The organism is Nonomuraea sp. NPDC003201 (assembly GCF_053590415.1).
Genome location: NZ_JBSFTC010000015.1, coordinates 1 through 17,092, shown reverse-complemented (window position 1 = coordinate 17,092; position 17,092 = coordinate 1). Strand labels below are relative to the sequence as shown.

The following is a 17,092-nucleotide window of genomic DNA, read 5'->3' as shown; positions in this document are numbered from 1 at the left end:
GCGTCGGTGGTGGCGTGACGGGCGGTCCTGGCGTCGGTGGTGGCGTGACGGGCGGTCCTGATCTCGGTGGTGGCGTGACGGGCGGGCCCGCTGATCGCGTGATCCCAGGCGGAGCCGGGTGATGGTGGGGCTGGTGCTCGTCGCGCACAGCGCGGGGCTGGCGGCGGAGGCGGCGTCGCTGGCCCGCGGGATCGCCGGTCCCGACGTACCCGTGGCGGCCGCCGGGGGCACCGAGGACGGCGGGCTGGGCACGAGCCTGGACCTCATCGAGGCGGCGCTGCGCAGCGTCGACCAGGGTGACGGGGTGGTGCTCATCCCCGACCTGGGCAGCTCGGTGCTGACCGCCCGCCTGCTGGAGGAGGACGGGCGCGTGGTGGTGGCGGACGTGCCGTTCGTGGAGGGCGCGATCGCCGCGGCGGTGGCGGCGGGCGCGGGCGTGCCGCTGGCCGACGTCCTGGAGGCGGCCGAGGAAGCCCGCACCTACCGCAAGCTCTGAGCTCAGTGGCCCTTGAAGGCCTCCTCCAGCCACCAGGACCCGTGCTCCGCCGTGACCTTGGCGTGCACCAGGAGCGGCCGGTCGCGGGGCCCGTCCACCCATTCGGCCACGCCCGCCAGGTCGCCGGGCCCGCCGACCGTCACGGCGGCGCAGCCGTGACCCCGGGCGATGGCGGCGAGGTCGGCCGGTGGGAACGTGACCGTCCCGAGCGGGTGACCGTGCGGCCCGAAGTGGTGGACCTCGGCCCCGTACGCCTCGTCGTCGTACACCACGATCACCATGGGCAGGCCGAGCCGGACGACGGTCTCCAGCTCCGCGATGCCCATGAGGGCGCCGCCGTCGCCGAGCGCGGCCACCGGCAGCCGGTCCGGCCTGGCGATCGCCGCGCCGATCGCCGTCGCCAGGCCCAGCCCGATCGACTGGAACGCCTGCGTGAAGCAGAACCCACCCTCATCCGGGACATCCACGAACATCGACGGATATCCCATGAAATTTCCGGAATCGATGGCGACGATCCGTTCCCGCGGCAGGAGGTCGTCCAGCCCGATGCTGAGCGTCCGGGGGTCGATCCGGCCGCCGCCGCTCTCGTCCTCGTACGGCACATCCCGCCAGCGCCCCTCGGCCCGCACGCGGGCGGCGAGCTCCGGCGACCGGTAGCCCGATCGGGGCGCGACCCGGTGGGCCAGCGCCTCCGCGACCCTCGGCACGTCACCCACCACGCCCAGGTCGGCGGGCACATGGGTCTTGAACGCCGCCGGGTCGAGATCGACCTTCACGACCTTCGCGCCCGGCGAGACGAGCGTGCCGTGGCGGGTGGTCCACATGTTCAGCGCGCATCCCCACGCGACGACCAGGTCGGCGCCGCGGATCAGCTCGGCGGCCAGCGGCGTCGCGAAGCCGCCGCTCACGTCGAGGTCCCACGGGCTGCCGCGGAAGAGCCCCTTCGCGACGGCCGAGGTGGCCAGCAGGGCGCCCGCGAGGTCGGCCAGCTCCTCCAGCTCCCGCCGCGCGTGCCGGGCACCGCGCCCCGCGATGAACACCGGCCGCTCGGCCACGCCGAGCAACCGCGCCAGCTCCCCCACCTCCGCCGCCGAAGGACGCACTGAAGGGCCTGCCGAGGGACCTTCCGGAGGGGTCGCCGAAGAGCCCACCGCGGGAACCGCCGAAGCGATCGCGGGCGGCATCACATCGACGGGACCCTCGAAGGGGGCGGCCTGGACGTCGAGCGGCAGGTTCAGCAGGACCGTGCGCCGCTCCTCCACCGCCACCCGATACGCCTCGGCCACCCGCGACACCGCCTCCTCCGCCGAGGTGACACGCATCGCCACCGCCCCCACCGCTGTAGCGAGCGCGGCCTGGTCGATGTGGAAGTTGGACTGGACCTCCGTGGCCTCCCCCGCCAGCACGATGAGCGGCGTACGGCTCTTGGCCGCCTCGGTCAGGCCGGTCAGGGCGTTGGTGAGCCCGGGCCCCTGGTGCACCGACACGACGCCGACCCGCCCGCTCATCCGCGCGTACGCGTCGGCCATGGTGGCGGCCCCGCCCTCGTGGCGGGCGGCGACGAAGCGCACGCCGCCCGCCACCAGGGCGTTGGTCACGTGGAAGTTGCCACTGCCGACCACCCCGAAGGCGGTCCCGACGCCGCAGGCGGCCAGGGCCCGCCCCACGGCCTCCGCGACGATCAACGTTCCACCAGGGCCAGCACGCGCACGGGGCTGCCGGAGCCGCCCACGATGGGCAGCGGCGGCGCGACCACGACGGCGCCGGTCACGGGCAGCCGGTCGAGGTTGCGCAGCTGGGTCAGGCCGTACTTGCCCGCCCCCAGCAGGAAGGAGTGGCACGGGAAGGCCGGGTCGAAGGAGTGGGCGGCGCCCGCGTCGGTGCCGACGGTCTCGACGCCGATCCCGGCGATCGGGGTCTCGGAGGCCAGCCACTTGGCGCACTCCACCGAGATGCCGGGCGTGTGGGGGCCGGAGGCGTCGGCGTTCAGGAAGGCCGCCTGGTCGGCGGAGCGGGTGTCCCAGCCGGTGCGGTAGAGCAGCCAGCCGCCGTCGGGCAGCGGGCCGTTGGCGCGTTCCCACTCCTTGACGTGGTCGATCTGGAGGAGGAAGTCGGCGTCCTTGGACGCCTCGGCGGCGAAGTCGAGCACGACGGCGGGCGCGATGAGGCTGCGTACGGGCACCTGGGAGACGTCCTGGCCGTCGCGGGCGGTGACCCAGTGGACGGGGGCGTCGAAGTGGGTGCCGGTGTGCTCGCCGGTGTGGATGTCGTTCCAGTACCAGGCGGGGCCGCGGTCGTCGTAGCGGCTGATCTCCTCCAGGCGGAACGGGATCGTGTTGCCGAACGGCTCGGGCAGCTGGAGGATCGGCGTCTCGGACGAGAGGGGCGCCGTGAGGTCGATCACCTCGATCGCCCCGCTGCGCACGCTGTCAACGAAGCTCCGCAAGACCGACATGTCATCCTCCCGGTGGGCTGTGGGGTGGGCTGTGCGCATCCTCCTACGCACACCCCACCACTGCCAACAACCTCAGCCCTTGAGTCCGCTGAAGCTCATCGTGGCCACGAAGTGCCGCTGCGCCAGGATGAACGCGAGCACGAGCGGCAGCACCGCGACCACGTTGCCGGCCATCAGCGCCGACCACTCGGTGTGCCGGGCGCCGGCGAAGGTGGCCAGCCCGAGCTGCAGCGTGTAGCCCGACTCCGACGAGATCGCGATGAGCGGCCAGATCAGGTCGTTCCAGGCGCCGAGCAGCGTGAACACCACCAGCGTGGCCAGCGCGGGCCGGGCCAGCGGAAGCACCACGCGGAAGAACACGCCCAGGGGGGAGCAGCCGTCGATGATGGCGGCCTCCTCCAGCTCCCTGGGCAGCGACAGGAAGAACTGCCGCATGAGGAACACCCCGAACGCCGACGCCAGCCACGGCACGATGGCCGCCCCCAGCGTGTCGATCAGGCCCATGTTCTTGAACAGCAGGAACGTCGGGATCATCAGCACCTGGGTCGGCACCATGATGGTGGCCATGACCGCCGCGAAGGCGACCCCGCGGCCGCGGAACTTGATCCGGGCGAAGCCGTACCCGGCCAGGGAGCAGAGCACCACGTGCCCGAGCACCGCCGACCCGGCCACGATCACCGTGTTGGCCAGCCAGAGCGGGTACTCGTCCTCGGTGAAGATGCGCCTGAACCCGTCCAGCGTGAAGTGCTCGGGCCAGAGCTTGGGCGGGTAGGTGTTGATGTCGGCGTCCGGCATGAACGCGGTCAGCGCCATCCACACCAGCGGCGCCACGAACAGCAGCGCGAGCGGCATCAGGAAGAGATGGGCGAGGCTGCGGCGCGTCACTTCGCACCCCTCCACAGGACCGCGCCCGACACGGCGAGCGTCACGATGAACAGGACGTAGGCGATGGCTGTGCCGTAGCCGGAGTGGAAGAGCTGGAACGCCTGCCGGTAGAGGTAGAACACGATGGTCGTCGTGGAGTCGAGCGGCTGGCCCTTGGTGGTGGTGTAGACGAGGTCGAACAGCTGCAGCGCGGTGATCGTCTGCCAGATCAGCAGGAAGACCGTGGCCGGCCGCAGCTGCGGCAGCACGACGTGGCGCAGGACGTGCCGACCGGCGCCGCCGTCCGCCCGGGCCGCCTCGATCAGCTCGCGCGGGATGTCCTGCAGGGCGGCCAGGTAGACCACGGCGGGCATGCCCACGCCGCCCCAGAGCGAGATCGCGACCAGGGTGAGCATCGCCTGGTCGGGGTCCTGCAGGAACCCCATCGCGGGCAGGCCGAGCGCCTTCAGCCCGGCGTTGACGATGCCGAAGTCGGGGTCGAAGACGAAGTTCGACAGGATGCCCGTGGCGGCGGCGGAGACGACGTACGGGACGAAGAAGCACGTACGGTAGAACCCGATGAGCCGGATCTTGAGGTTGAGCGCGAGCGCCAGCGCCAGCCCGAGCACCACCGAGCCGGGCACGAAGAGCACGGTGTAGAGCAGCGTGTGCCCGGCCGACGCGGCCAGCTCGGCGTCGCCGAGCATGTCGCCGTAGTTCGCCAGCCCGACGAAGTCGCCGCCGGTGAGCAGGTCGCCGTCCCGCAGCGAGAGCAGCAGCGCCCACACCGCGGGGAACAGGCTGAGCCCGACGACCACGAGCGTCGCGGGGAACACGAAGCCCCACCCGGTCAGCTGGGGGACCAACCGGCTCCGCCGCGCGGACGGCGCGCTCACCCGCGCCGTCCTGCTCATCGTCGGGGCTGTCATCGCGAGCGCCCCAGCACCGCGTCGGCCTCGGTCGCGGCCTTGGTGAGGGCCTGCTGTGCCGGCGTGCCGCCGACCAGCGACTGGGCGATCGCGTTGCCGACCTTCTCGGAGAACTCCGGGTACGCCGGCAGGGGCGGCCTGGCCTGCTTGGCGTTCTCGAGGTTCGCGGTGAAGACGTCGATGCCGGGGAAGTCCTTGACGAACTTCTGGTACGCCGGCAGCGCGGTCGTGGCCTTGCGCAGCGGCAGGTTGCCCAGGCCGAGCGACCACCGGGCGTCCTGCTCCGGCCGGGTGAGCCAGGTGAGGAACTCGGCGGCGGCCTTGGCCCGGCGCGCGCCGTTGTCGAACACGACCCAGTTGTCCGGCCCGGCGACCGTCTCGTGGTTGCCGTTGTAGCCGGGCAGCACCTGCACGCCGTAGGAGATCTTGTGGTCGATGATGTCGAGCAGCGCGTACGGCGCCGCCGCGATCATCCCGATCTTGCCGCTCTGGAACAGCGGCACGAACTTCTCACCATTTTGATCGAGATATACGGACTTATCCTGCTGGGCCATGGCACTCCACAGGTCGAGCGCCTGCGTCGCCTGCGGCGAATTGAACGCCGACTTCTTGCCGTCCGGCGTCAGGATCGAGCCGCCCTGCTGCCAGATCATCGGCCAGAACCGCCACACGGTGTCCTCGAGACCGGTCACGGGGTACGCGGTGCCGTACACGCCGCCGCCGGTCAGCTTCTTCGCCGTGGCCCGGAAGTCGTCCCAGCTCCAGTCCTTGGACGGGTACGGCAGCCCCGCCGCGTCGAACAGCTTCTTGTTGTAGATGACGGCCAGGTTGTCGACCAGGGCGGGGACGCCGACGACCTTGCCGTTCACCTCCGACACGGCCCGCTCCGCCGGCCAGAAGTCGTCCCATCCGAACCCGGGGGCCTTCACGGTGGCGGCCAGGTCGTACACCTTGGGGTTGCGCGCCAGGTTCGGCATCCACGTGCCGTACATGTACGCGATGTCGGGCGCCTTGCCGCCGGCCAGCACCGCCTGGACCTTCTGCAGCATGTCGTCCACGTTCGTGGACCCGACGGCGGGCGTGATCTTCACGTCCGGGTGGGCCTTGGAGTACTCGGCGGCCAGCTCCTCGATGACCTTGGCCTGCAGCTCCGTCTGGCCGTGCCACCAGGTGATCTCGACCGGGCCCGAGGCGTCGTCGGAGGAGGAGCCGCAGGCCGTCACCAGCGCGGCGACCAAGACAAGCACCGCCATGCTCTTCAGGGCCGTACTCTTCATGACCGGCTCCTGAGGGACTCGGGCATCAGCTCGCCGTGGGCCTCGATCAGCGCGCCGCACAGCTCGTCGATCTGCTCGACGGTCAGGGTGGCGGCGGTGTTCGGGTCGGCCATCATGGCGTGCCTCACGTGCTCGGGCCGCCCCTCGGTGACGGCGCGCACGGTCAGCTCGTTGACGTTGACATAGGCGCGGTTGAGCGCCACGCACTGCGCGGGCAGGTCGCCGACGGCCATCGGGCGGACGCCGAGCGCGTCGGCCACGCACGGCACCTCCACCACGCAGCCGTCCGGCAGGTTTCCGACCAGGCCCCTGTTCTGGACGTTCCCGTAGACGACCCGGCTGGTGCCGGTGGTGACGCTGTGGATGATCTGCGGGGCGTATTCCATGGTCCCCTCCACGGTGATCGGCCGGCCCGCGCGGAGCGCGTCGCGGGTGGCCTCGTACTGGCGTACGTTCTCCTCGCTGATGCCGATGTACGCGCCCACCGGGATCCGCAGGCGCTCGATCTCGCTCTCGTCGTGCAGGTACCAGGGCACGTACTCGGCCGAGTGCTCGCTCGTCTCGGTCGGGTAGTAGCCGAGCCTGCGGTACATGTCCACGCGCACCCGGCGCAGCAGGCCGGGGTCGCGCTCGATGGCCTCGTCCAGGCGCGGGTAGAGGTCCTGGCCGCCGGACTCGAAGCGCAGCATCCACGACTGGTGGTTGACGCCCGCCGCGAGGTACGACACCTCCTCCAGCGGCACCCCGACCAGCTCGGCCAGGTCGTGGGCGGTCCAGTAGATGGAGTGGCAGAGCCCGACCACGTTGCGCACGGGGGTGGCGGCGGCCAGGTACCAGACGTTCATGGCCATCGGGTTGGTGTAGTTGAGCAGCCACGCGTCCGGGCACACCTCGGCCATGGCCCGCCCGATCCGGTCGAGCGCCGGGAAGGTGCGCAGGGCGCGGAAGATGCCGCCCACGCCGATGGTGTCGGCGATCGTCTGGCGCAGCCCGTACCGGGCGGGCACCTCGAAGTCGACGCGGGTCGCGTCGATCATGCCGACCTGGATCATGTTGATCGCGAAGTCGGCGCCTTCGAGGGCCTGGCGCAGGTCGAGGTGCGCGGAGATCTTGACGGGCCGCCCGGCCGCGATGACGCGGGCGGCGGCCTCGGCGGTGTCCAGCCGCTCGGGGTGGATGTCGTGCAGCGCCACCTCGAACTCCCCCAGATCGGGGAAGGCGACCAGGTCCGCCAGCAGCCCTTGAGTGAACTCGACGCTCCCGGCGCCGAGAAAGACGATTTTCATAGCTCCTTCCAGGTGGGCTGGGCGGCGGTGCCGCCGGCGGCCTGGGTCGAAAGGGATCCGCAGGTCACGGCCACGCGCAGGCATTCGCGCAGGCTCATCCCGCGCAGCCGCGCGGCGAGGAGGCCGGCGTTGAAGCTGTCGCCGGCGCCGACGGTGTCCACCGGCTCGACGGGGACGGCGGGGGCCCGGGTCAGCTCGCCCGCCTGCCACGCCAGCGCGCCCTCGCCGCCGTCCTTGACGACCACGGTGGGGCCGAGCCCGCCGATCCGGGCCGCCGCGGCCTCGAGGCATTCGGGACCGGTGCCGAAGAGCCGGGCGGCGACGGCCCGGGCCTCGGCGGCGTTCGGGAGGAACACGTCCACCTCGGCCAGCACCTCCCCGAGCCCTTCCCACTGCCCGGCGGGGTCGTCGTTGGTGTCCAGCGAGGTGGTCGCGCCCGCGCGCCGCTCCTCCGCCAGGAAGCCCGGCAGGCCGGGCGCGAGCCCCGGTTGCAGGAAATATGACGACACGTGGACGTGACGGGCCACGCCGCGCGGCAGGTCCTCCACGGTCAGGTACGGCAGGCAGCCGGGCGAGGTGAGGATGGCCCGGTCCGAACCGTCGGCCAGCACCACGGTCATGGCCGTGGGCCGGGAGTCGATCACGCAGCGGGAGACGTCCACGCCCCGGTCGGCCAGGGCGTCCAGCACGAAGCGCCCGGCCGCGTCGTCGCCCACGCGCCCCGCGAAAGCGGTCCGCAGGCCCAGCCGGGCCGCCCCGCACGCGGTGATCGCGCCGGACCCGCCGAGCACCAGGTCACCGCCGGAGACGAGCTGTTCACGCTGGCCGTACGCCAACCCGCGCGGCGCTCCGGAGAGCACCACGTCGGGGTTGGCGTCACCGACGACCAGCAGGTCGAAGTCACGCGCCACGGCAGGGCACGCGGTAGGCGTCGAGCTCGTACTTCTTCTTCAGCGAGTTGAAGTTCTGAGCGTTGGACTTGGCGCAGAAGGCCGAGGTGGCCAGGTTGTACTCGACGTTGAACACGGCCTTGCCCGCCTTGACGAACTGGTCGTATCCGTAGTCGTCGTTCTGCGCGGTGGTGCACTCGGTGTGCTCCCAGCACTCCTCGTTCACCGCGAAGTCGAAGTACGGCAGCAGCGCCGGGATCTGCTCGATGTCGTTCTTGAGCGCGACCGACAGACCCCTCCTGTGGGCCTCGTTGGCGAACCAGGTGTTGTAGGCGAGCTGGTCTGCGGCCTTGAGCGGGAAGCCGCTGGCGTTGCTGTAGCCGTCGACGTTGTCGGGCTCCACGGCGTCGAACCCGGCGGCCTTGCACATGTCGAGCCGGGCCTTCATGATCTGGCCGAGCTTGCCGGTGTACGTGCGGATGTCGAGCCAGCGCTCACCCGGCCAGTCCTCCAGCGGCTTGCCGAGCACCTCGCGGGGGAACTGGCCCGCGTCCGGACGCCAGTCCTCGAACGTGCCCGCGCTGATGTAGCAGACGACGCCGCGGCCCGGCTTGTCCGCCTTGAGCGACTTGACGATCGCGCCGTCCTTGGCGGCGAAGCCGTCGATGTCGAACATCTGCACATTCGGGTACGGCTTGGCCGGCAGGGACGAGAGCTGCCACTGCCAGGACGTGTTCAGCGCGGGCTTCCAGCAGCCGTTGCAGGCGACGGGGGCGGGCAGCGCCCTGGCCTCGGTGGTCGCGGCGGCTTCGGCGGCGGGGACGATGACCAGGGCAGCCAGGGCGGCCCCAGAGATAAGCACAGAGACAAGCGCAGAGATGAGAGCAGGGAGACGGCGCAACTGGCACTCCTCGCGAACGGAACGGGTGCGGATCAATGGCGCTGCGCGCTGTTCCGCACTCTCCGAGTCGCGTCCTGGCCAGGGACACCGGAGTGGCGTGGCCCATAACCGTAGGACGTCACGCCAGCACGCTCCAGGCGTGCCTCCCTTCTTGCTTGCCGCACAGAATTGCGCATTCTTGCACCTTTGTCCAGAGTTTGACGCACAAAAGCATCATGCTCTGATCCACTCCGCGCATCCGGCGGTCCTGAACGCCTTGTCCGTGGCCAGGATGGTGACGCTGACCGAAGCTGTCGGCATGCCGCTCGCGATCTCGTCCCCCGTGGCGGTCCGCAGCCTGGCCCAGTAGCACATGGGGACCCCCGCGGTCGGGCCCGCCGTGCGGTAGGTGCCCGGCTGGATGTCCGTGCCCACGACGAGCGTCCGCAGGGACACGTTGTTGAACGCGGGAGTGCCGGTCCCCCCGCTCGGCGGGCCGGTCTGACCGGGAGCCGTCTGACCCGGCGCCGTCTGACCGGGCCCGGGCGGGGTGGCGCCCGGCGGAGTGACCGGTGGCTGCGTCCCCTGCGGCGGCGTGGGCTGCGTGGGCTGCGTGGGCTGCGTGGGCTGCGTGGGCTGGACCGGCGACGACGGGCCGGTGCCGGTGGCCTCGGGCTCCGGCGGCTGCGTGCCCTCGACCGTGACCGTGACCCGGGGAGCGGGCTCCTCGGACGACTCGGACGCGCCGAACCCCACGAAGACCCCCAGCAGGAACCCGAGCAGAGCGGCGAGTCCGGCCACGAGCACGATGATCGTCGGACTGCTTGTCGCCCGCGGATACTCAGGCGGATATTCAGGAGGTCCGTACATCACGGACCAAGGGTGCCATCCCTATCAACGGTGGAGATAGTCGACGAGCGACGCCTTCTCCGTCTCCAGCTCCTCGATCGCGCTCTTGACCACGTCGCCGATGCTCACGATGCCCACGAGCCGGCCGTTCTCGACCACCGGCATGTGCCGGAACCGCTGCGTGGTCATGATCTGCCGCAGCGAGTCGACGTTCTCGCCGGGCCCCACCGTGCGCACCTGAGTGGTCATGATCGCGGATACCGGGCCGTCGAGGATCGCCGGGCCGCGGTCGTGCAGGCGGCGCACGACGTCGCGTTCGGACGCGATGCCCTCGATGGTGAGGCCGTCGGTGGAGACCACCGCGGCACCGATGTTGCGCTCGGCGAGCGTGGCCAGCAGCTCGCGCACTGTCGCCCTGGGCGACACGGTCGCCACATCACTTCCCTTGGCGCGAAGAATCGTCCCGATGAGCATGTTGCACCACCTCTTGCACCTCAGTCTTCCAGGCCTTGCGTACAGGCAAACAACCCCAGGGGATGCCGTCAAGGGGAGCCGGGTTGTAACGGGGCGGTCACTTTTCGTGCCTGGCTGACAACATGTGACCTGCGTCTCATACCTTTCGCGCAAATTCCCACGAAAGCATCGACTACTAGATAACCCGTCAGTAGGGTTGCCACTCATCTCATCCGTAGGCGGCGGAGGTGGTCATGGCGGTAACCCGAGGTCGCCGATGACCCTGTCCGGGTACATCGGACGCCGGGCCGGCTCGACGCTCGGCCAGATCGGTGAGCTGTTCGTCATCGTCCTGGAAGGGCTGCGCAGAACCTGGGACATCAGGCGCTGGTGGTGGGAGTTCGTCGAGCAGTGCTGGTTCCTGGCCCGGGTCACCAGCGTCCCGGTCCTGCTGGTCGCCCTGCCGCTGGGCGCCACCGTGGCGCTCCAGGTGGGCGAGCTGGCCAGGCAGCTCGGCGCCAGCTCCGCGACCGGCAGCGCGGTCTTCGTCGGGCTCATCCGCGAGGTGGCGCCGCTGGCCAGCGCGCTGCTGATCGCCGGGGCCGGCGGCAGCGCGATGACCTCCGACATCGGCGCGCGCCACATCCGCGACGAGCTGAGCGCGATGGAGGTCATGTCGGTCAACCCGATCCACCGCCTGGTCACGCCGCGCATGTGGGCGGCCAGCACGGTCGCGGTCTGCCTGTGCCCGCTGGTCATCCTGGCCGGCGCGAGCGGCGGCTACTTCTTCAACGTCGTCGTGCAGGGCGTCACCCCCGGCGCGTACTTCGACGGCGCGTTCTCCCTGGTCGTCGCCTCCGACCTGTACGTGACGCTGTTCAAGGCGTGGATCTTCGGGTTCATCGCGGCGGCGGTCGCCTGCTACAAGGGCATGACGTGCGCCTCCAGCCCCGTCGGCGTGGGGCGGGCGGTCAACCAGGCGACCGTGGTGACGTTCATGCTGGTGTTCGCGTTCAACTACGTGATCTCGGCCGTCTACTTCCTGGCCTACCCGCCGAGGTCGCTGTGATGATGGTGACGCGCACGGCCGGCCTGCGGCTCGCGCTGCGGGGACGGGACGTCGCCGAGCGGTTCGCGACGCTGGCCGACTGGCCGCTGTTCGTGTGGAAGGTGCTGTTCTACTCCGTACGCGACGTCGTCCTGCGGCTCAAGTTCTTCAAGGTCGTCATCAGGCAGGTCAGCGACGTCGTGGTGGGCGTCGGGGCGACCGTCATCGGCGGCGGCATGATCTTCGTGGTGTTCACGATGGCGTTCGTCGTGGGCGCGACCGTGGGCCTGCAGGGCTACCAGGGGCTGCAGGCGATCGGCGCGGAGTCGTTCATGGGCCTGGTGGGCAGCTTCGCGAACGTCCGCGAGATCACCCCGATCATCGCCGCGACGGCGCTGGCGGCGCAGGTGGGCTCGTCGTTCACGGCGGAGCTGGGCGCGATGCGGATCTCGGAGGAGATCGACGCGCTGGAGGTCATGGGCATCAACGCCTTCACGTACCTGATCTGCACCAGGGTCGTGGCGGCGCTGCTGGCGCTGGTGCCGATCTACCTGATCGCGCTCTTCGCCAGCTTCTTCGCCACCCGGCTGATGTGCACGGTGCTGTTCGGCCTGGCACCGGGGGTCTACGACTACTACTTCTATCTGTATCTGCCGGTCCGGGACATCGCGTTCAGCGTGACCAAGGTCGGCGTGTTCGCCTTCGCGGTCATCGTGATCCACTGCTACCACGGCTTCCACGCCACCGGCGGCCCGGTGGGCGTGGGCGTGGCGGCGGGCCGCGCCATCCGCCAGTCGATCGTCACGATCGTGCTGCTCAACCTGCTGCTGTCGTACCTGTTCTGGGGCAGCGGCGGCAACATACCGCTGACGGGGTGAGCCGGTGGGCCGATTCCAACTCTCCCTCGCCGCCCGGGTGGGCATCGCGTTCGCCGTGCTCGTCGTGCTCGCCGCGGCCACCCTGTACGTCGTCCGCACCGCCACCGAGCTGAGCGGGACCAGGATCGACGCCGTGTTCGCCAGGGCCGGGCAGGGCATGGACGCCGGCTCCCCCGTCAAGATCCGCGGCATCACGGTCGGCAAGGTGACGAGCGTGTCGCTGGACGCCAAGGGCCGGGCCGTGGTGACCATGCACCTCGACCCCGGCGTCAAGGTGCCGGGCTCCACGGTCGCCTCCGTCGAGCCGGCCTCGGTGTTCGGCCCCAAGTTCCTCGACCTCAAGCCCGGCTCCGGCGAGACCACCGGCCCCTACCTGGCCAGCGGCGCCGTCATCACCGACACCGAGGGCCCCCTCGACCTGTCCGACACGCTCGGCGCCGCCTACCGCGGCCTGGACGCCGTCGATCCCCGCGAGGTCACCGTCATCGTGCACACCCTGGCCCAGGGCCTGGACGGCGAGGGCGAGAACCTGCGCGAGCTGATCGGCGACGCCGGCACGCTCGTCGGCGTCGCGCACCGGCAGCGCGGCCGGGCCCGCCAGTTCCTGCACGACGCCGCCCTGCTGGGCACGGCCCTGCAGGACAAGGGCGACGACCTGGTCTCGATCTCCTCCGACGTCAACGTCATCACCCCAGACCTGCTCGCGCGGGCCGACAAGGTGCGCGCCCTGCTGGACGAGGTCACCTCCGTCTCCGGACTGGCGGCGCACGGGCTGGCCAAGCACCGCCAGGACCTGCGGGCCGGCGTGCACTCCACCGAGCGGGTGGCCGCGCTCATCTACGCCCAGCTCGGCCTGGCCGGCGACGGCGTACGCGGCCTGAACAGGCTGGTCGACCTGCTCAACGAGCTGATCGAGGCGCCCGGGCCGGGCAACACCCGCCAGCTCCAGGTCGAGGCGTTCGTGGCGACCGACGTCTGCGAGCTGATCGTCGGCATCTGCGGCCCGACCGACGGGAGGCGCTGACATGCGCCGGGCCTGGACCTTCGCGCGGTTCGCGGTCTTCGTCGGCGTGTGCGTGGCGCTGATCGCGGTGATCGGCGTGCAGATCGCCCGGGTGAGCACGGGCGCCGGCTACCCGCTGGTCGCCGTGTTCGACGACGTGTCAGGACTGAACGAGGGCGACCAGGTGAAGATCGCCGGAGCGCCCGTGGGCCAGGTGGACACGATCAAGGTGGTGGACGGGCGGGCCGAGGTGACCATGGAGGTGCAGCAGGGGATCACCGTGCCCGCCGACACCGAGGCCGCCATCCGCTGGCGCAACGCCGTCGGCCAGCGCGTGGTCTACCTGATGCCCGGCACCGCGCCCGGAAAGCTGACCCCCGGAGCGCGCATCACCCGTACCTCCTCCGTCGTGGACATCGGCCAGCTGGTCAGCGACCTCGGCCCGCTCACCCGCAGCCTGGACCCCGACCAGATCAACCAGCTCCTCACCGCCGCCGCCAGGTCGCTCAAGGGCAACGAGCGGAACATCCCGAGGCTGCTCGACAACGTCAACGCCATCACCACGACGGTCACCGAGCGCAAGAAGACCATCGAGCAGTTACTGAAGGACTACGCCACCGTCACCGGCGTGGTCGCCCGGCGCGACAAGCAGATCGAGCAGCTCGTCGACAACCTCGTCACGCTGTCGGAGGCGTTCGCCGACAACCGCGAGCTGATCGACGAGTCGCTGGTGGAGCTGTCGACGACCGTGCACACCTCCAACGAGGTGCTCGGCAAGAACGCCGACGAGCTCGGCCGGCTGGTCGACAACCTGTCCGGGCTGACCGGCGGCATCAGGCGGCACGTGAACGAGATCGACAGGACGGTCAGCACGTTCCAGCCGCTGTTCGCCCGCGCGTACCAGACCGTGGACCGCGGCCGTTACTTCGTCACCGCGGTCCCGTGCGTGGCGCTGAGCGCCGCGCCCTGCCCGTACGGGATGCAGGCGCCGCCGCCGCTGCGCAACACCCGGGTCCAGAGCACGAAGGACCTGCAGAAGCTCCTGGTGGGCGAGTGATGGCGCTCAAGTCCTTCCGCGACCGCAACCGGATCGTCGTCGGCCTCGTGTCGCTGGCCACGCTCGCCGCGATCCTCGTCGGCACGTTCCTGGTCGGCAACCTGGGGCTGCTGGAGGGCGGCTACTCCATGTCGGGGGTGTTCGTGGACTCCGGCGGGCTGCGCACCGGCAACGACGTCAGGGTCGCCGGAGTGCGCGTCGGCAAGGTCACCGAGGTCCGCGCCGACTACGCGCAGGGCGACGTGGTGGTCACCTGGAAGGTGGACGACGGCGTGCGGCTCGGCCGCGGCACCCGGGCCGACATCGCCCTGTCGAACCTGCTCGGCGGCCGGTACGTCAAGCTCACCGGCCCCGTCACGGCCCCGTTCATGGACCAGCTCCCCGAGGGGCAGCGGCGCATCCCCGTGACGCGGACCGGCGTGCCCACCCTGATCAACGACGCCATCAAGGACGCCACCCGGCTGGTCCAGCGCCTGGACACCGACGCCGTGGACGACCTGCTCACCGAGCTGGACAAGGTCGACCTCGGCAAGCGCGGCCGCATCACCCGGCTGCTGCGCAACATCGGCGACCTGTCGGACACGATCAGCAAGAGCGAGCCGCAGCTCCAGCGGCTCATCGACAACGGCACCCGGATCATGAACGTCCTGGAGAAGAAGGACAGGCAGCTCGCGCGGCTCATCGACGCGATCGGCGTCATGCTGGCCGAGCTGCGCCGGCGGCGCGCGGAGCTGCGCACGCTGCTGGGCGACGGCAGCGACCTGGTGCGCAGCACGACCAAGCTGATCAACGAGCACGAGAAGACCCTCGTCCAGGTGCTGGACGACAACGCGGCCATCACGACACGGCTCAGCGGCAGCAACAAGCAGTTCAATTCGCTCCTGGCATGGGCGGGCCCGACGTTCTCCGGCCTGTCCACGATGGGCGGCCAAGGCCCGTGGCTCGAGGCCATAGCCACGGGCCTCGGCCCCATCAACCCGGAGGTGCTCGCCGCCATCTCCAAGGACAGGAAGAGCGCCAAATGAGACGGCCCGTGAGACGACTCGTGGCGGTCCTGCTGGCCGTGGCCGGGCTGTTCCTGACGTCGGGGTGCACCGTGCTGGGGCCGGAGCCGTACCGGCTGGTGGCGATCTTCCGCAAGGCGCCCTCCCTGTACGAGCAGGCGCGGGTCAAGGTGATGGGGCTGGACGCCGGATATGTCGAGAAGATCCGGATCGATGGGGACAAGGTGAGAGTCGACCTGCTGGTGGACCGGCAGGTGCCGCTCCCGGCCAAGGTGAAGGCCGTGGTCGCGCCGCAGAACACGCTCGGCGAGCGGAACGTCGTCCTCTACCCCCCGTGGAAGCCCGGCGACCAGAAGGTCGCGCCGGGGACGGTCATCCCCCTGGAGCGCACCGACCTGCCGGTGGAGATCGACGACGCGCTCGACGCGTTCACCAAGCTCACCGACGCGCTCGACGACAAGAAGCTGGGCTCCGTGGCGAGCGACCTGGCCGACGGGGTCAGGGGGCGCGGCAAGACCATCAACAACGCCATCGACGACACCTCCCGGCTCACCGGCACCCTGGCCAAGCAGGACCAGCAGCTCGTCGACCTGGCCAAGGGGCTGAACCGGCTGGCCACCGGCCTCAACCGGCGCGAGAGCCAGGTGACGGGCGCGATCGACGCGTTCGCCGAGGCCAGTTCGATCCTGGCGGAGGAGCGGCGGCGGCTGCGCGACTTCATCACCGGCATCTCGGACTTCGTACGGCGCGGCGACGTGATCATCGAGCAGTACTCCGAGCGGCTCCCCCAGGCCGCCGGGACGCTGGCCGAGCTGGTGCTGACCATGCGGGCCAACAGCGCGTCCGTGGCGCAGGCGATCAAGGGCGCGGCCGACTTCGCCGACGTGGTGATCGACTCGTGGGACAGGAAGCAGCACGTGCTGAAGATCCGCGTCGTGCTCAACGCGATGACCAAGGCGTGGCTGACGCCGCTGTTCCAATCGCTGAACCTGGGGCGGGTGCCGTGCCTGCCCGCCGGGCTGAGCAACTGCCCCTACGAGCAGCAGGGGAGGCGGCGATGAGAGCCCGCCTGCTGGCCGCGATCCTCGCGCTCGCCGTGACGGCGTCGTGCTCGCTCCAGACGCTCGGCGCGACCACCGGCGACCTGACCCTGCACGCGGTCTTCGACGACGTGCAGAGCCTGGTGGCCGGGCACAGCGTGCAGATCTCCGACGTACGGGTGGGCACGGTCACCGACATCCGGCTGGAGGGCTACCGGGCCAAGGTGACGATGTCGATCGTGTCCAGGTACCGGGTGCCCGAGGGCAGCACGGCCACCGTGGCCAAGACGTCGGTGCTGGGCGAGAACTACGTCCTGCTCACGCCGCCCGCGGGCAAGGACCTGGCCACGGGGCCGTACCTGAGCAACGGCGCCACCATCGCCGACACGTCGGTCGAACCGGACATCGAGCAGGTCACCGCGAAGGCCGGGCCGCTCATCGAGGCGCTCGGCGCGCAGGACGTGAACGCCATCCTCGACGCGGCCTCCACCGCCTTCGCCGGGAAGGGTGACGACGTCAACAAGCTGATCAAGCAGACGGCCGAGGTCACCGACGCCTACGCCGCGGCCCGCCGGGACCTGGGCACCAGCATCGACGCCCTGGCCAAGCTGGGCGACGACCTCGCCAAGGGCAGCGGCGAGCTGGACCGGCTGCCGGGCACGCTGGCCGCGGCCACCGCGCGG

At 70.7% G+C, this 17,092-nt stretch carries 18 protein-coding genes; 8 read left to right on the top strand and 10 right to left on the bottom strand.

All coding sequences use genetic code 11. The annotated features are described in order from the left end of the window. The first annotated feature begins 121 nt into the window (after positions 1 to 121). Positions 122 to 496: a PTS-dependent dihydroxyacetone kinase phosphotransferase subunit DhaM gene (locus ACWDX9_RS09030; RefSeq protein WP_449950885.1), complete on the top strand. Its 375-nt coding sequence runs from the start codon at positions 122 to 124 to the stop codon at positions 494 to 496. A gap of 2 nt (positions 497 to 498) precedes the next feature. On the opposite strand, the gene ACWDX9_RS09025 is transcribed toward ACWDX9_RS09030, so the two are convergent. The 10 genes from ACWDX9_RS09025 to ACWDX9_RS08980 all read right to left on the bottom strand — a co-directional run bounded on the left by ACWDX9_RS09025 (position 499) and on the right by ACWDX9_RS08980 (position 10,400). After that, complete coding sequence (locus tag ACWDX9_RS09025; protein ID WP_449950884.1) at positions 499 to 2,181, bottom strand: thiamine pyrophosphate-binding protein; 1,683 nt, start codon at positions 2,179 to 2,181, stop codon at positions 499 to 501. Continuing rightward, positions 2,178 to 2,951 (bottom strand): cyclase family protein, encoded by a 774-nt coding sequence (locus ACWDX9_RS09020; protein ID WP_449950881.1) that lies wholly within the window; start codon positions 2,949 to 2,951, stop codon positions 2,178 to 2,180. Before ACWDX9_RS09020 ends, ACWDX9_RS09025 begins: the two co-directional genes overlap by 4 nt. A 72-nt stretch (positions 2,952 to 3,023) precedes the next feature. Beyond that, positions 3,024 to 3,836, bottom strand: a complete 813-nt coding sequence (locus tag ACWDX9_RS09015) for a carbohydrate ABC transporter permease (protein WP_449950878.1) — start codon at positions 3,834 to 3,836, stop codon at positions 3,024 to 3,026. Continuing rightward, entirely contained in the window at positions 3,833 to 4,729 is an 897-nt protein-coding gene (locus ACWDX9_RS09010; RefSeq protein ID WP_449950876.1) for a carbohydrate ABC transporter permease, read from the bottom strand. The genes ACWDX9_RS09015 and ACWDX9_RS09010 overlap by 4 nt, the downstream gene beginning before the upstream one ends. Positions 4,730 to 4,740: 11 nt before the next feature. Beyond that, a complete protein-coding gene (locus tag ACWDX9_RS09005; protein WP_449950874.1) occupies positions 4,741 to 6,021 on the bottom strand; it encodes an ABC transporter substrate-binding protein in 1,281 nt (426 codons plus the stop codon). Further along, positions 6,018 to 7,307 (bottom strand): alpha-glucosidase/alpha-galactosidase, encoded by a 1,290-nt coding sequence (gene melA, locus ACWDX9_RS09000; protein WP_364246760.1) that lies wholly within the window; start codon positions 7,305 to 7,307, stop codon positions 6,018 to 6,020. The genes ACWDX9_RS09005 and melA overlap by 4 nt, the downstream gene beginning before the upstream one ends. Continuing rightward, positions 7,304 to 8,218 (bottom strand): carbohydrate kinase family protein, encoded by a 915-nt coding sequence (locus tag ACWDX9_RS08995; protein WP_449950871.1) that lies wholly within the window; start codon positions 8,216 to 8,218, stop codon positions 7,304 to 7,306. Before ACWDX9_RS08995 ends, melA begins: the two co-directional genes overlap by 4 nt. Further along, positions 8,208 to 9,059, bottom strand: a complete 852-nt coding sequence (locus ACWDX9_RS08990; protein ID WP_449950868.1) for an endo alpha-1,4 polygalactosaminidase — start codon at positions 9,057 to 9,059, stop codon at positions 8,208 to 8,210. Before ACWDX9_RS08990 ends, ACWDX9_RS08995 begins: the two co-directional genes overlap by 11 nt. Before the next feature lie 252 nt (positions 9,060 to 9,311). Then, a complete protein-coding gene (locus tag ACWDX9_RS08985; RefSeq protein ID WP_449950865.1) occupies positions 9,312 to 9,878 on the bottom strand; it encodes a hypothetical protein in 567 nt (188 codons plus the stop codon). A 93-nt stretch (positions 9,879 to 9,971) separates the two neighbouring features. Then, positions 9,972 to 10,400: a CBS domain-containing protein gene (locus ACWDX9_RS08980; protein ID WP_449950862.1), complete on the bottom strand. Its 429-nt coding sequence runs from the start codon at positions 10,398 to 10,400 to the stop codon at positions 9,972 to 9,974. Between the two features lie 256 nt (positions 10,401 to 10,656). On the opposite strand from ACWDX9_RS08980, the gene ACWDX9_RS08975 reads away from it, so the two are divergent. The 7 genes from ACWDX9_RS08975 to ACWDX9_RS08945 all read left to right on the top strand — a co-directional run. Beyond that, positions 10,657 to 11,448 carry an MlaE family ABC transporter permease gene (locus ACWDX9_RS08975; RefSeq protein ID WP_350726465.1) on the top strand — a complete coding sequence of 264 codons (792 nt, stop codon included), beginning with the start codon at positions 10,657 to 10,659 and terminating at the stop codon, positions 11,446 to 11,448. Next, the gene (locus ACWDX9_RS08970; protein WP_313045386.1) at positions 11,448 to 12,305 is read left to right on the top strand and encodes an ABC transporter permease; all 858 of its coding nucleotides are present in this window, start codon (positions 11,448 to 11,450) and stop codon (positions 12,303 to 12,305) included. The genes ACWDX9_RS08975 and ACWDX9_RS08970 overlap by 1 nt, the downstream gene beginning before the upstream one ends. A gap of 4 nt (positions 12,306 to 12,309) precedes the next feature. Continuing rightward, on the top strand, positions 12,310 to 13,329 hold the full coding sequence (locus tag ACWDX9_RS08965) for an MlaD family protein (protein WP_363963938.1): 1,020 nt from the start codon (positions 12,310 to 12,312) through the stop codon (positions 13,327 to 13,329). A 1-nt stretch (position 13,330) separates the two neighbouring features. Beyond that, entirely contained in the window at positions 13,331 to 14,365 is a 1,035-nt protein-coding gene (locus ACWDX9_RS08960; protein WP_449950859.1) for an MCE family protein, read from the top strand. Then, complete coding sequence (locus tag ACWDX9_RS08955; RefSeq protein ID WP_449950856.1) at positions 14,365 to 15,390, top strand: MlaD family protein; 1,026 nt, start codon at positions 14,365 to 14,367, stop codon at positions 15,388 to 15,390. The genes ACWDX9_RS08960 and ACWDX9_RS08955 overlap by 1 nt, the downstream gene beginning before the upstream one ends. A gap of 8 nt (positions 15,391 to 15,398) precedes the next feature. Then, positions 15,399 to 16,430, top strand: a complete 1,032-nt coding sequence (locus tag ACWDX9_RS08950) for an MCE family protein (protein WP_449950853.1) — start codon at positions 15,399 to 15,401, stop codon at positions 16,428 to 16,430. Next, positions 16,427 to 17,092, top strand: a 666-nt coding sequence (locus ACWDX9_RS08945; RefSeq protein ID WP_449950851.1) for an MCE family protein, incomplete at its 3' end; no start/stop codon positions are given. The genes ACWDX9_RS08950 and ACWDX9_RS08945, both read left to right, overlap by 4 nt.

What these genes read in the sequence shown, in the direction of transcription:
- ACWDX9_RS09030 (WP_449950885.1), top strand. Translation starts at nt 122, where the DNA reads ATGGTGGGGCTGGTGCTCGTCGCGCACAGCGCGGGGCTGGCGGCGGAG.
- ACWDX9_RS09020 (WP_449950881.1), bottom strand. Translation starts at nt 2,951, where the DNA reads ATGTCGGTCTTGCGGAGCTTCGTTGACAGCGTGCGCAGCGGGGCGATC.
- ACWDX9_RS09010 (WP_449950876.1), bottom strand. Translation starts at nt 4,729, where the DNA reads ATGAGCAGGACGGCGCGGGTGAGCGCGCCGTCCGCGCGGCGGAGCCGG.
- ACWDX9_RS09005 (WP_449950874.1), bottom strand. Translation starts at nt 6,021, where the DNA reads ATGAAGAGTACGGCCCTGAAGAGCATGGCGGTGCTTGTCTTGGTCGCC.
- melA (WP_364246760.1), bottom strand. Translation starts at nt 7,307, where the DNA reads ATGAAAATCGTCTTTCTCGGCGCCGGGAGCGTCGAGTTCACTCAAGGG.
- ACWDX9_RS08980 (WP_449950862.1), bottom strand. Translation starts at nt 10,400, where the DNA reads ATGCTCATCGGGACGATTCTTCGCGCCAAGGGAAGTGATGTGGCGACC.
- ACWDX9_RS08975 (WP_350726465.1), top strand. Translation starts at nt 10,657, where the DNA reads ATGACCCTGTCCGGGTACATCGGACGCCGGGCCGGCTCGACGCTCGGC.
- ACWDX9_RS08970 (WP_313045386.1), top strand. Translation starts at nt 11,448, where the DNA reads ATGATGGTGACGCGCACGGCCGGCCTGCGGCTCGCGCTGCGGGGACGG.
- ACWDX9_RS08960 (WP_449950859.1), top strand. Translation starts at nt 13,331, where the DNA reads ATGCGCCGGGCCTGGACCTTCGCGCGGTTCGCGGTCTTCGTCGGCGTG.
- ACWDX9_RS08955 (WP_449950856.1), top strand. Translation starts at nt 14,365, where the DNA reads ATGGCGCTCAAGTCCTTCCGCGACCGCAACCGGATCGTCGTCGGCCTC.